Source organism: Paenibacillus sp. ACRRY, from assembly GCF_022346995.1.
GTDB lineage: Bacteria > Bacillota > Bacilli > Paenibacillales > Paenibacillaceae > Paenibacillus.
Window position 1 is genome coordinate 74,244 of record NZ_JAKRNM010000001.1, and the last position, 13,769, is coordinate 88,012.

At 44.3% G+C, this 13,769-nt stretch carries 13 protein-coding genes; 12 read left to right on the forward strand and 1 reads right to left on the reverse strand.

Features of this window, described 5'->3' with window-relative positions:
* Window positions 1-197 precede the first annotated feature (197 nt).
* From MH144_RS00380 to MH144_RS00425, 10 genes are all read left to right on the forward strand, one after another.
* Window positions 198-425, forward strand: coding sequence for a hypothetical protein (locus MH144_RS00380; protein ID WP_239296215.1), 228 nt, complete (start codon window positions 198-200; stop codon window positions 423-425).
* Window positions 426-653: 228 nt separating this feature from the next.
* Window positions 654-896, forward strand: coding sequence for an RNA chaperone Hfq (gene hfq / locus MH144_RS00385; RefSeq protein WP_017687918.1), 243 nt, complete (start codon window positions 654-656; stop codon window positions 894-896).
* A 170-nt stretch (window positions 897-1,066) separates the two neighbouring features.
* Complete coding sequence (locus tag MH144_RS00390; protein ID WP_239296217.1) at window positions 1,067-3,781, forward strand: transglycosylase domain-containing protein; 2,715 nt, start codon at window positions 1,067-1,069, stop codon at window positions 3,779-3,781.
* A 285-nt stretch (window positions 3,782-4,066) separates the two neighbouring features.
* Window positions 4,067-4,630 (forward strand): ribonuclease FAU-1 family protein, encoded by a 564-nt coding sequence (locus MH144_RS00395; protein WP_095286432.1) that lies wholly within the window; start codon window positions 4,067-4,069, stop codon window positions 4,628-4,630.
* A 109-nt stretch (window positions 4,631-4,739) separates the two neighbouring features.
* Window positions 4,740-5,711, forward strand: a complete 972-nt coding sequence (locus MH144_RS00400; RefSeq protein WP_095286433.1) for an AAA family ATPase — start codon at window positions 4,740-4,742, stop codon at window positions 5,709-5,711.
* Window positions 5,712-5,829: 118 nt separating this feature from the next.
* On the forward strand, window positions 5,830-7,113 hold the full coding sequence (gene hflX / locus MH144_RS00405; protein ID WP_239296230.1) for a GTPase HflX: 1,284 nt from the start codon (window positions 5,830-5,832) through the stop codon (window positions 7,111-7,113).
* 84 nt (window positions 7,114-7,197) lie between these two features.
* Entirely contained in the window at window positions 7,198-8,451 is a 1,254-nt protein-coding gene (locus tag MH144_RS00410) for a methionine gamma-lyase family protein (RefSeq protein WP_239296232.1), read from the forward strand.
* An 82-nt stretch (window positions 8,452-8,533) separates the two neighbouring features.
* Window positions 8,534-8,947: a MerR family transcriptional regulator gene (locus tag MH144_RS00415; RefSeq protein ID WP_095286436.1), complete on the forward strand. Its 414-nt coding sequence runs from the start codon at window positions 8,534-8,536 to the stop codon at window positions 8,945-8,947.
* 128 nt (window positions 8,948-9,075) lie between these two features.
* Window positions 9,076-10,404, forward strand: coding sequence for a type I glutamate--ammonia ligase (gene glnA / locus MH144_RS00420; RefSeq protein ID WP_239296243.1), 1,329 nt, complete (start codon window positions 9,076-9,078; stop codon window positions 10,402-10,404).
* A 243-nt stretch (window positions 10,405-10,647) separates the two neighbouring features.
* On the forward strand, window positions 10,648-11,943 hold the full coding sequence (locus MH144_RS00425; protein WP_239296245.1) for an aldehyde dehydrogenase: 1,296 nt from the start codon (window positions 10,648-10,650) through the stop codon (window positions 11,941-11,943).
* Window positions 11,944-12,054: 111 nt separating this feature from the next.
* Here the strand turns inward: MH144_RS00425 and lexA are convergent, their stop codons facing one another.
* The gene (gene lexA, locus MH144_RS00430; RefSeq protein WP_056689962.1) at window positions 12,055-12,681 is read right to left on the reverse strand and encodes a transcriptional repressor LexA; all 627 of its coding nucleotides are present in this window, start codon (window positions 12,679-12,681) and stop codon (window positions 12,055-12,057) included.
* 296 nt (window positions 12,682-12,977) lie between these two features.
* Between lexA and MH144_RS00435 the strand changes: the two genes are divergently transcribed.
* The gene (locus tag MH144_RS00435; RefSeq protein WP_239296247.1) at window positions 12,978-13,355 is read left to right on the forward strand and encodes a LysM peptidoglycan-binding domain-containing protein; all 378 of its coding nucleotides are present in this window, start codon (window positions 12,978-12,980) and stop codon (window positions 13,353-13,355) included.
* A 96-nt stretch (window positions 13,356-13,451) separates the two neighbouring features.
* The gene (locus MH144_RS00440; protein WP_095357365.1) at window positions 13,452-13,661 is read left to right on the forward strand and encodes a DUF896 domain-containing protein; all 210 of its coding nucleotides are present in this window, start codon (window positions 13,452-13,454) and stop codon (window positions 13,659-13,661) included.
* Window positions 13,662-13,769 lie beyond the last annotated feature (108 nt).

The following is a 13,769-nucleotide window of genomic DNA, read 5'->3' on the forward strand; positions in this document are numbered from 1 at the left end:
GTCCCCTATGGGACGTTTGAACCTCTATCTCTTGATTTCGAAAAGAGTAGAGGTTTTTTATTTTGAGTATAAAACTTAGAAAATAAAGGGATAGAATCAATAAAATGATTGTAAAAAAATAACATTGTCATTAAGATGAAAACACATAACAACATGAGACAATGACGATGTGTTCAAATGAGAAAGGAGGAATCTGAATGGACTCAAGTGTAAGTGGAGTGACGAGTTTATATCTCTTTTTGTCCGGAATATATGGAGTTGCCGTTGCCATTCTGGGTCTTATTGCCCTAATTTGGGTAATTATCGTTCTGTCTAATACCAATACATACCTGAAAATGCTGATACATGATCGAAAAGAACGGCAGAAAATTCCGTTAACAAAAGCATTGGCTAACCCGTTGGTTGACCAGGAACGTAAGGAATAAAGCGCTCTAAAACGATGATTTTGTCCCTCTTTTGCATTTTAGACAAGCGGTGTATAATGGATAAGTCTTCTAACTGCACGTCAGGCTGATTCCGAGATGCAAATTAGTAGACAAGGGGTTTTTGTGGATTATATGAAACTGTTCATGATATAATAGCACGAAAGCTACTCAGCGATATTGAATACTATCTTAAACACGAATTCAAATGAACCAATGGGGGTACGGCTAATGAACAAGTCCATCAACATCCAAGATACGTTCTTGAACCAACTGCGGAAAGAAAACATTCCTGCTACGGTCTATCTGACCAACGGCTTTCAAATCCGTGGAACGATCAAGGCATTTGACAATTTTACGATCGTCATTGACAGCGACGGACGCCAGCAAATGGTCTATAAGCACGCCATCTCCACGTTCACGCCGCAACGCAGCGTATCGCTGATGCAGCAGGATAACAGCGGCGAAGCTTAAAAAATTTCGAAACCTTTTCTACAACCATTTCGTCTACAAGTATAGGAATTGAAGCAGAGCAACCTTAACAAGGGTTGTTCTTTTCATTCCGGGCAAAAAAGGGTTATGATAAGCCTTAGCCAATACAGGCGAATAGAAATTACGCAACCGAAAGGGAGTCAGGAGGTAACATGCCAAACGATCCGTTGTCGAGGTCTAACAATCGCAACAACAATAACAAGTCAACCAAAAAAGCGAAGTCAAAGACCTCTAAAAAGAAAAAAATTACGGGTAAACGCGTTGGGTGGACACTATTTTTCACAATGGCAATCGCCATCTTTTGTGCACTTGGCGGGTATCTGTTCATCATGGTAAGTGGTGAGCGGCTGCTTACAGCCAACATGGACAAAACAACAATTAATGAGACGTCGAAAGTATATGATCGCAATGGGCAATTAATGGGGGAGCTGTCGATTCAGAAGCTGGAACCCGTTGATGAAGATGAGATTCCCGAATTGGTAAAGGAAGCTTTTGTCGCAACAGAGGATAGACGATTCTATGAGCATCAGGGTGTGGATATCTGGTCCATAGGACGTGCGGCTGTTAAAGACGTCATGGCCCGTTCCATGGTGGAGGGCGGTAGTACGCTAACCCAACAGCTTGCGAAAAACATGTTCCTGTCCCGTGACAAAACATTCTTCCGGAAAGCGACGGAAGTATCCATTGCGATGGCTTTGGAGCGCAAGTACACAAAAGACGAGATTCTGACCATGTATCTGAACCGAATCTTCTTCGGTCATCAGCGTTATGGTATTAAAGCCGCATCCGAATTTTATTTTGGCAAGGATAAGCTTGAGGACCTTGATTTGTGGGAAATTGCCACGCTGGCAGCGATGCCTAAAGGGCCGTCCGCCTATAACCCGCTGAGCAACCCGAACGATTCCAAAGCACGCCGCGGTGTGGTGCTGCAGCTGATGTACGAACAGGGCTACATCACGAAGGAAGAAATGGATGAAGCGAAAGCGGTGGATTACGATTATACCCCACCGGAAAAAGAGCAAAAATATCAAGCCTTTATTGATTATGTTCTTCGTGAAGCGGAACGCGTAACAGGCAAAACAGAAGATGATCTGAACATCGGTGGTTACAAGATTTATACAACCATGGATGCCCAGGCACAGACGGCGATGGAAAGTGCATTCTCGGATGACAGTTTATTTGAGGAAAGCAAGGATGACCAGAAGGTTCAAGGATCCATGGTTATCATGAACCATGAAAATGGCAGTCTCGTTGCTCTCTTGGGTGGACGTGATTATCAAACGAAGGGGTACAGCCGGGTAACACAGAGCCGCAGACAACCGGGATCGGCATTCAAGCCCATCGTATCGTATGCCCCTGCACTGGAGTCTGGCGACTATAACGCCAACTCGCCGCTGAGCAATCAGAAGCAGTGCTTCGGCAATTATTGCCCGGGAAACTTGCACGGATACTCTTCAACAATTAGTATGACGGAGGCCATCACGAAGTCGGAGAACATTCCTGCTGTATGGCTGCTTGATAAAATAGGTGTAAATACAGGCGTACAATTTGCGAAGAGTGTAGGCATACAGCTTACAGATGAGGATAAAAACCTCGCGATCGCCCTGGGTGGTCTGAGTAAAGGTACAAATACACTTGAAATGGCTCAGGCTTATAGTGCATTTGCAAACCTAGGTGAATATCAAGATGCATACTCGATCAAGGAAATCAAAGACAGCTCGGATAAGTCTGTTTACAAGCATGACAAGTCGGACACGACACGTGTCATGAGTGAACAAAATGCATACGCATTGACACAGATGCTTCAAAACGTAGTTAATGATGGTACAGGACGTTCAGCACGACTGGATCGTCCAGTAGCAGGTAAAACCGGTACGGTGCAAAGCGGCATCGCTGGCAACAGCGCGAACCGTGATGTTTGGTTTGTCGGTTATACGCCTGAATGGACTGCTGCAGTCTGGATGGGATACGATAACCCGGATGCAACCCATATGCTCAAAAATAGCAGTAAGTTATCCGCTGCTTTCTTCGCTAAAGTTATGACTGATGCTCTGAAGGGTGTACCTGTGAAGGACTTTGAAGCACCTAAAGGTGCGCAGGCGCCACCACCGGAAGAAACGCAACCGGAGCAGCCGCAATTGTCGGTTAGTGGATTAAGCGGAGCGTATGATCCGAATTCTCAGACAGTTTCGCTTAACTGGACAGGTACGGGAGACGCAAATACTCAGTATCGTATCTATCGTAAAGAAACGTCCGAAGCGCAATTCACGCATCTGATTGATTCAGTGGGATCGACTAGTGCGCAGGATCTGAGTGCACTTCCAGGTCTGACTTATGAGTATTATGTTACAGCGGTTGATCTGGCCTCCGGACTTGAAACGGATCCTTCCAATACGATCTCACTTATGATTGAAGCCCAAGAGATCGAACCAGTGGAACCAGAACCGGGTACAGACCCAGGAACGGATCCAGGAACGGAACAGCCGGGTATAGAGAATCCAGATAACGGTTCACCGGATAATGGAAATTCGGGTGAAAACAACGGTAACAATGGGAATAACGGCAACAACGGTAACAATGGAAACGGTAATGGAAACAATGGCAATAATGGTAACGGTAATGGAAACAATGGCAATAATGGTAACGGTAACGGCAACAATGGAGGACAGGGACAAGGAAACGGCCAGTCGGGTGATGGAAGTACATCCCCTGGAACGGGTACTACCGAACCTGGTGGAAGCAGTGATGGCTCCAGCGACGGTTCGGTTACGACTCCTGGCGAAGTTGTTACACCGGATGCCGGAACAGAAAGCAATACAGGCGAAAATGATGGTTCGGTTGAAACACAGACCGGAAACGAGGGTTAATTTTAACTAAATATCATTAACGCAGCTCATAACCTGCTTCCCGAATGATCGGTGAAGCAGGTTTTTTTGTTTTAAACTGCCGTATTTTAACTCAATTCATATTGAGTAATTGGTGTGGCAACGCTTAATTTTGAGTGTATAACTTAAATATGGTAAGCTGTAGCTATCGTAATACGTTGTGCAAAACTGATTCGTAAGTCATGGAATCGGATATGCGGACGTTATTCAGTGTTCACCAATATGAGAAACAGGTCAAGGACCTGTAGTCGGCAAAGAGGGGTTCGTATGAAACGGAAATTCGGGGACCGCGCGAACTGGCGCCGGATTACGAACCGACAATTTACATGCCGGTTCGTACAATCCAAAGTTTTTACGGGTTACATTACGTTGTATACCATACAGGATTTGAAAGAACCCTTGTGGAAAACCTATGGGGGGAGTACGTTCTGCATCGCCGATAAAGGATATTCATGGTTGCAGTATTATCCGAAGGGAGAGCACTTCGTGGTAACGGCCATGTTTGACGATCAGGAACGGATCGTTGAATGGTACATTGACACCTGTCGAAGCCAGGGTATCACGGATCAGGGGGTTCCTTGGTTTGATGATCTCTATCTGGATGTAGTCGTCCTGAAAGATGGAGAGGTATTTTTGCTGGATGAAGATGAGCTTGAAGACGCCCTTTCGCGTAAGCATATTACAACCGGTGATTATGATCTGGCTAACCGAACGGCCAAGGAATTGCTGCATGCCATTGATGCTCATGTGTTTCCTTATTTTCAACTATCATTGAAGCATCGGCAAACCTTGTTTGAAAACGGAGAGTTTCGGAAAAACGTTCAAATCTGAGTTTTGACCAAGCAGAGAATTACTTCGCCATCCTTCTAATATTGGAGCATCTGATAGAATACATTAATAATCAGGAGAGATCAGCCCGATAAAATAGAGGTGATGGCGAATGAACGGACGGGTCATGGCTGCAGGAGGGCAACCGGGAGGCAGACCATCCAGACAAATTAATGTTGTATTGCGCAACCAGGAGCCTCAGATGTTGGCCAAGGAAGAGGAGACACCACTTCAGGCAGTAAAGGGATTAGCTAAGCATAGCCATTTTCAGGAGATTCAAGGTGAGCTGGAGCAGTTAGTTGGGCTGGAAAACATCAAGGATCTCGTATTTGAAATCTATGCATTTTTGCAAATCGCCCAGATGCGTTCTGAGGCAGGGCTAATCAGTGGAGCACATGTGTATCATATGATTTTCAAAGGAAATCCAGGGACCGGAAAAACAACGGTTGCGCGGATTGTGGCAAAGCTGTTCCAAAAGATGGGCGTGCTCAGTAAAGGTCATCTTATTGAGGTGGAGCGGGCCGATCTGGTCGGAGAGTATATTGGACATACGGCACAGAAAACCCGTGATCTGGTGAAAAAGGCACTTGGAGGCATCTTGTTTATCGACGAGGCATACAGTTTGGCTCGCGGTGGCGAGAAGGATTTTGGCAAGGAAGCTATTGATACACTTGTAAAATCCATGGAAGATCACAAAAATCAATTCATTTTGATTCTGGCAGGATACTCTGAAGAAATTGATTTCTTTCTGCAGACCAATCCGGGATTACCATCCCGATTTCCTATCCAGGTTGAATTTCCGGATTACAGTATAGATCAGTTGATACAGATTTCAGAGATTATGGCAAAAGAGCGAGACTATATTTTAATGCCACAAACTATCCTGAAGTTGAAGCAGCATTTGCTGCAAGAAAAAAATGAATCTCAGCATGCCTTCAGCAATGCTCGGTATGTTCGAAATGCAATTGAGCGGTCCATACGTCATCAGGCTGTTCGATTGCTGGAACAGTATACCCAGGGTAGTCCGGGAAAATTGGAACTGATGACGATTCGGACAGAGGATTTGAAGTTTGAGCGAAAGTAAGCGATAATGGTTTTTTTGGAGCAGCCGGCCGGGTTAACCGGTTCGGCTTAAAGTACGCTGTGAGGGAACAATAACCGTAATAGATGAAGCTGAGTTTTAGAAGGAGGTCACATTAAATATGACAACAACCCATGATACAGATCAAGTCAAGAAAGACCGCGCCGTATTAGTAAGCTTGATTACAGATGAAGTGAAGCGCTCAGGTATTAATCCGGAGTATTCTTTGGAGGAATTGGTGAAGCTTGCAGAGACAGCAGGCGTTGAAGTGCTGAGTGTGTTGTCTCAGAACCGTGAAACCCGGGATACGAAATGGTTTATCGGAAAAGGGAAAGTGGAGGAGCTTCGTGCCATCGCAGAGGAATTGGGCGCTACCACAGCCATCTTCGATCAAGAGTTGTCCGGAGCTCAGGTTCGTAACCTGGAAGAGACACTGGATCTCAAAATTATCGACCGTACCCAATTGATTCTGGATATTTTTGCTCAACGTGCAAATACAAGAGAAGGTATCATTCAGGTCGAATTGGCCCAACTTAGCTATTTGCTTCCACGATTATCGGGGCATGGCAAAAACCTTTCCCGGCTTGGAGGGGGAATTGGGACACGTGGACCGGGGGAAAGCAAGCTGGAGACGGATCGCCGTCATATCCGGGGTCGCATTGATGATCTTAAACGGCATTTGGAAGAGGTTACACGCCACCGCAAACTTCACCGCGAGCGTCGCAAAAAGACAGGCATTGTACAGGTTGCACTTGTAGGATATACGAATGCAGGCAAATCAACATTGCTTAAACAATTAACTGCCGCTGACGTATATATTCAGGATCAGTTGTTTGCAACACTGGATCCGACTTCACGTACGATGGAGCTTCCAAGCGGTAAAGAAATCGTACTTACGGATACCGTAGGGTTTATTCAAAACCTTCCACATGATCTGATAGCAGCTTTCCGTGCAACATTGGAAGAAGTGAACGAAGCCGATCTTATTTTGCATGTTGTGGATGCATCCTCGGCAATGCGGGAAGATCAGATGAGAACTGTGCATGAAATCCTCCAGCAGCTTGGATCCGGGGACAAGCCTCAATTGGTGCTCTATAACAAAAAAGATGCATGTACACCGGAGCAGCTGGAAATGCTTCCTTTGGACAAAGACCACATGAAGGTAAGTGCACTGGAAGAAGCGGACCTGCTGAAGATTAGGGAGCGAATTCAGGAAGAGCTGACGGGCGATACGAAGCGGTTCCGTATTCCAGCAGAGCGGGGAGATCTTACATCCGTTCTTTATAAGGTAGGAGATGTTGTTGAAACAACTTTTGAAGAAAACGATGTGATCTATCAAGTTGAACTGCAAAAAGGAGAATATGAAAAATTCGGTTATTTACTTGAAGATTTCATTGAATTGTAATATACATGACATATTGGTATGGTAAGTTGACACGATAATCAATATTATGCGTTAGATTAGTGCAATGAAGGGGAATGAAGTAAGATGGTAAGCTTGGATACACAGATTGTGGAGCTGCAACAGCAAGTTGAGGCCCAGATTGAACAACAGATGAAAATGATTGACGGTATTACGGATTACAACCAGTGGAAGGTCATTGATGCATTCCAACGCAAACAAGTCAGTGATTATCATTTTGCCGGATCAACGGGTTACGGATATAATGATCGTGGCCGGGAAGTGCTGGATGAAGTATATGCGGACGTATTTGGCGCAGAAGCAGCGTTAGTTCGTCCTCATTTTGCCTCAGGTACACATACGATTGCTACCGCTCTCTTTGGCGTACTGCGCCCAGGTGACGAACTGTTATACATCACAGGTAAACCTTATGATACATTGCACAAAGTAATTGGAAGTCCGGAGGATGGAACCGGATCTCTTCGGGACTTTGGAATAGGATACCGTGAAACCGCTTTGCTCGCAGATGGTAGTGTCGATTGGGACGCCGTTAAAGGGAACATTACTGCTTCAACCAAAGTCATTGGTATCCAACGTTCACGTGGATATGACTGGCGCTCTTCCTTCTGTATTGATGAGATAGAAGATATGGTAAAACGGGTGAAGGCCATTAAAGAAGATGTTATCGTTTTCGTGGATAACTGTTATGGTGAATTTACTGAGAAACGCGAACCGACAGAGGTCGGGGTAGATCTGATGGCAGGTTCACTAATCAAAAACCCTGGCGGAGGCCTTGCTGAAACCGGGGGTTACATATGCGGGAAGGAAAAGTATGTACAACTGGCAGCATATCGTTTGACTGCACCTGGCATAGGTGGTGAGGTTGGTGCCATGTTGGGAACAACCCGTGGGATCTACCAGGGACTTTACATGGCTCCGACAATTGTGGGACAAGCCATTAAGGGCAGTACCTTTGCCGCTGCAATGTTTGCTGCTTCGGGGTTTGTAACCAAACCTGCTTGGAATGAGACACGCACAGATCTGATCCAAGCTGTGCAGTTCTCCTCCGCGGAGCATCTGATCGCTTTTGTACAGGGAATTCAGCGGGCTGCTGCAGTAGATAGTCATGTCGTTCCTGAGCCATGGGACATGCCTGGTTATGAACATCCCGTCATTATGGCGGCAGGTACGTTTATACAGGGCGGAAGCCTGGAGTTGTCAGCGGATGCACCTATCCGAGAGCCATATATCGGCTACATGCAGGGGGGATTAACATACTCTCATGTTAAATATGGCGTTTTGATGGCGCTCCAAACAATGAAAGATCGTAAATTATTGTGAGTTTATCTAACACGTCATTGACACTTGGTAATAACTAAATGTACAATAGGGTGAAGAATAGATGACTGGAAGGTTGATGAACATGGGTGACGAAATTCGCAGAAATATGGCCTTATTCCCGATAGGTATTGTTATGAAACTTACGGATCTGTCCGCTCGTCAGATTCGATATTATGAGCAACACAGCTTGATTGTACCGGCAAGAACATCAGGTAACCAACGTTTGTTTTCCTTTAACGACGTAGAACGATTGCTGGAAATCAAGGCTCTGATTGAAAAAGGCGTTAACATTGCTGGCATCAAGCAGGTTATGAATCCAGTATCCAAGGAATCCGAAGAAGCGACAGTCATCACCGCAGATACAGAAGTGAAGCGCAGGGAACTGTCGGATACACAGCTGCACCGTTTATTGAAGCAACAACTGGTTTCGGGTAAGAGACCTGGTCAAGTATCTCTCATTCAGGGAGAGCTTTCTCGATTTTTTAATAAAAAGTAAGTTCGCATAACTTGGCGAGTGAGGGAAACCATGCAGTTGTGATGGCAGACTCCTTGACCCGTGGAACTTTCTAATGTACAAATATAACAGGCAAGCCAAATACGCAGATAAGAAAGGGAGAGGTTATAGTGAGTTATACAAAAGAAGACATTCTCCGCATTTCGAAAGAAGAAAACGTACGATTCATTCGATTGCAATTTACTGATTTGCTTGGAGCTATCAAAAACGTTGAGATTCCTGTGAGCCAGTTGACTAAGGCTCTGGATAACAAAATGATGTTCGATGGATCTTCCATCGAAGGTTATGTACGTATTGAAGAGTCCGACATGTACCTCTATCCAGATCTAGATTCTTGGCTTATTTTCCCATGGGTAGCAGAGAACCGTGTTGCTCGTCTGATTTGTGACGTATATCTTCCGGATGGTAATCCGTTCCCAGGAGATCCACGTGGTATCTTGAAACGAAACCTCAAGGAAGCAGAAGAAATGGGATTCACTTCTTTCAACGTCGGTCCCGAACCAGAATTCTTCTTGTTCAAAACAGATGAAAAAGGAAACCCAACTAATGAACTGAACGACCAAGGTGGATATTTCGACCTTGCACCTACGGATCTTGGTGAAAACTGTCGTCGCGACATCGTTATCACACTTGAAGAAATGGGCTTTGAGATCGAAGCTTCGCACCATGAGGTAGCTCCAGGTCAGCATGAGATCGACTTTAAATATGCTGATGCTCTAAAAGCAGCAGACCAGATCCAAACGTTCAAACTCGTTGTTAAAACGATTGCACGTCAGCATGGTCTACATGCTACTTTTATGCCGAAACCGCTGTTTGGTATGAACGGTTCCGGTATGCACTGTAACCAATCTTTGTTCCAAGGCAAAGTGAACGCATTCGTTGACGAGTCGGACGAGCTGGGTCTGAGCAAAACTGCACGTCACTTCATGGCTGGAACTCTGAAGCATGCGCGTGCATTTGCAGCAATTACTAACCCAACTGTGAACTCATACAAACGTCTTGTACCAGGTTATGAAGCACCTTGTTATGTAGCATGGTCCGCAAGTAACCGTAGCCCAATGATCCGTATCCCAGCTTCCCGTGGTCTGAGTACACGTGTTGAGGTTCGTAACCCGGATCCGGCTGCTAACCCTTACTTGGCTTTGGCTGTTTTATTGAAAGCAGGTTTGGACGGAATCAAACGTGAGCTTTCCTTACCAGCTCCAATTGACCGTAACATCTACATCATGTCAGAAGAAGAGCGTGTGGAAGAAGGCATTCCAAGCTTGCCAGCTGACCTGAAAGAAGCTTTGAACGAATTGATCCGTAGCGAAGTCATCTGTGATGCACTTGGCGATCATGCCCTGGCTCACTTCTACGAGCTGAAAGAAATTGAGTGGGATATGTACCGTACACAAGTCCACCAATGGGAACGCGATCAATATATCACGCTGTACTAGTATGGAGAGCCCTTGGCGCAATAGCGCCAAGGGCTTTTTTTGATGGATAACATAATGGGACAGCGGTGTGTAATATTCTTAAAAAATAGCAACGTTAAATAGTATACATATAATAGGAAGAGAGAAGATACATATTTTCCAAAGAAAAGATATTTCAATATGTTGATAATTTCATATAAACAAGTTATAATTCAATTATATTTTTAGCAATTTAATTTTAAATCATTAATTGGAGATGTTAATATGGATCAAGCGAAACAACTCGTTGCAAATCAGCGGGCATTCTTTTATACAGGACAAACTAAAAATATCGAGTATCGGATTAATGCTCTTCAGCAACTAAGACAAGGGATAGAGAAATATCAGCAACGGATCTTGGACGCACTGCATGCAGATTTGAATAAATCGGAAACAGAGGCATATAACTCTGAAATTCGCATCGTTTTGGGTGAACTGGATTTTGCACTAGAACATCTTAAGGAATGGGCGGCTCCTAGAGTAGTGCCTACAAGTGCTGTTATACCTGATGGTACAAGCACGATCTATCCAGAACCTTATGGAGTTGCTCTTATTATTGCACCATGGAACTATCCGTTCCAATTGGCCTTTGGTCCTTTGATTGGAGCAATTGCGGCGGGTAACTGTGCTGTTATTAAGCCTTCTGAATTGACGCCGGCAGTGTCACGTCTGACGTATGATCTGATTACGGATATTTTCCCTGAGGAATATGTAGCGGTCATGGAAGGTGAAGTCGAAACCAGCACAGCCTTGTTGAAAGAGAGGTTTGATTATATTTTCTTCACGGGCAGCACAGGTGTTGGCCGCATCGTCATGAAAGCAGCAGCTGAGCATCTAACCCCCGTGACGCTTGAATTGGGTGGTAAAAGCCCTGTAATTGTTCATAAAGACGCGGATTTGCAGTTGGCAGCCCAGCGGATCGTTCGTGGCAAGTTCTTGAATGCTGGTCAGACCTGCGTTGCTCCGGATTACTTGCTTGTACATCAAGACGTACATGATAAACTACTTGAAGAGATTGACACGGAGATTCAAGATAAATTCGGTAAGGATGTCATGGGAAATCCTAATTTTCCGCATATCGTCAACACACGTAACTTTCATCGACTATCTGTTTTCTTAGAAGGTGGTCATGCTCTGATTGGTGGTCGCTCTGATCGTGATCAACTGCTAATTGAACCTACCTTGGTAGGAAATGTGGATTGGGGTTCACCTGTTATGCAGGAAGAGATATTTGGTCCAATTCTTCCGGTAATGACTTACGATGATCTCGATCCTCTGCTCACTGAGATTGTGCGACGTCCTAAACCGCTGGCACTTTACCTGTTCACGCAGAATGAGGAGCTCCAGAATCAGGTTTTGGAACAAGTATCCTTCGGTGGAGGGTGCATCAATGATACGTTGTCACATATGACTTCACACTATTTACCGTTTGGCGGTGTAGGAGAGAGTGGTATGGGGTCTTATCATGGTCAACAAAGCTTTGAAGTATTCTCCCATCACAAAAGCATTCTTAAACGATAAGAAATGGAAGTCAGCAAAGCCGACTGAATAGCAAAAAAAGAGGTTGTCCTGTTGAACAGGGCAACCTCTTTTAGTCGTTACGGTTCATCTGACTTGCTGTTGGAAGAAAGACTAGTGAATATCACGGAAAAGGCCAATCACTTTACCCAAAATGCTAACATGTTTTAAACGAAGTGGTTCAAATGTTGCATTCTCAGGCTGTAGACGAATGTGGTCTTTCTCTTTGTAGAATGTTTTAACTGTAGCTTCGTCATCTTCAGTCATCGCAACGACAATATCTCCGTTATCTGCTGTTTGCTGCTGGCGCACGATAACGTAGTCTCCATTGACGATCCCTGCTTCGATCATACTGTCACCAACAACAGAGAGCATAAATACTTTCTGTTCTCCAACATAATGTGTCGGTAGCGGGAAGTAATCCTCGATGTTCTCAGTTGCGGTAATTGGTACCCCTGCAGTGACTTTACCTACGACGGGAATGCGAGCAACACTGTGTGCAAACTGATGGGAGTGTTCTGATTCCTCCTGGCTTAACAACTCAATGGCTCTCGGTTTAGTAGGGTCACGTCTAATGAGACCTTTCTTCTCCAAGCGGTCCAGATGTCCATGAACCGTAGAACTGGAAGCCAGTCCAACCGCTTCTCCAATCTCACGTACGGAAGGAGGATATCCCTTCAACCGGACTTCATTGCGTATAAACTCCAGAATAGCTTGCTGCCTGCTGGATATCTTCGACATACCGTATCAACCCCATTTTAGTAACGTTTGGGAAAATTATAACATAGAACCTCCGTTCGTACAAACATAAGTTCTAAATAAAATCCGTTAAAACCAATGTTTTTGAGTGATTTCTTTGTCTAGTGCATCAATTGAATAGAATAGTAGTATTTGATTTGAATTCACCTAGAAACTTTCGGGAAATAAGGGGTTTAAAATAAAGCGAACAATTGTTCTAAAAATCTGTTGTACAAAACAAGTGTTCGTGTTATATTGATTTTAACAGATAGGAACAAACGTTTGGAGGACGATTAATTATGAGATATTCCACTTATCAAAGTATTTATGAACCGGTGAACTCGGAAGCGGTCAAGTCTAACATAGGTAACTTTAAGAACTGGTTTGCAAAAGCTAAGATGCCAACATGGATGTTGAAGATGATTATGGCATCGTTAATTATATTTATTGGCTGCAGCACTGTATTGACTGTGTTTGCAGGAGACGAGAATAATGTTCTTCCTGGCAGCAAAATAGCAGTGTCCCAGGGCGAGACGCTGTGGAGCGTGTCATTGGAACATAAACCGGAAAATATGGATACGCGTGTATATATAGAAGCAATTAAGAAAGTGAATCAGCTTCAAACCACTTCAATTCAAGCTGGACAAGTCCTAATTTTGCCTCAGTTTACACGTTAATACCATGATTCATTCGAGCGAGTAAGTAGCAGCCTTGACAAGCCGCCTCGATCATGTCAAAGTTAGTATGACTTTGTATTTTTGGAGGGGACAAGATTGGATATAGATAGCCTGGTAGCACGCATTAACGAATTGGCTCGTAAACAAAAGTCCACTGGACTTTCAGAGGAAGAACTTGCCGAACGTGCTAAACTTAGAGAAATTTACTTAAACAACATCCGCAGCAACTTCAGACAGCAACTGGATTCCATTGAAATTGTAGATGATGAGAAAGATCAAGGCCACCAAGGCAAACTCAAACACTAAGGAAACCTAAAGATATCATTATGATATTTAGGTTTCTTCCTTTTATTTTGAGAATGCAAATTTATAGGGGGAATGTCGGTTTACGATTTTTGTAAGCCGATACAAAGA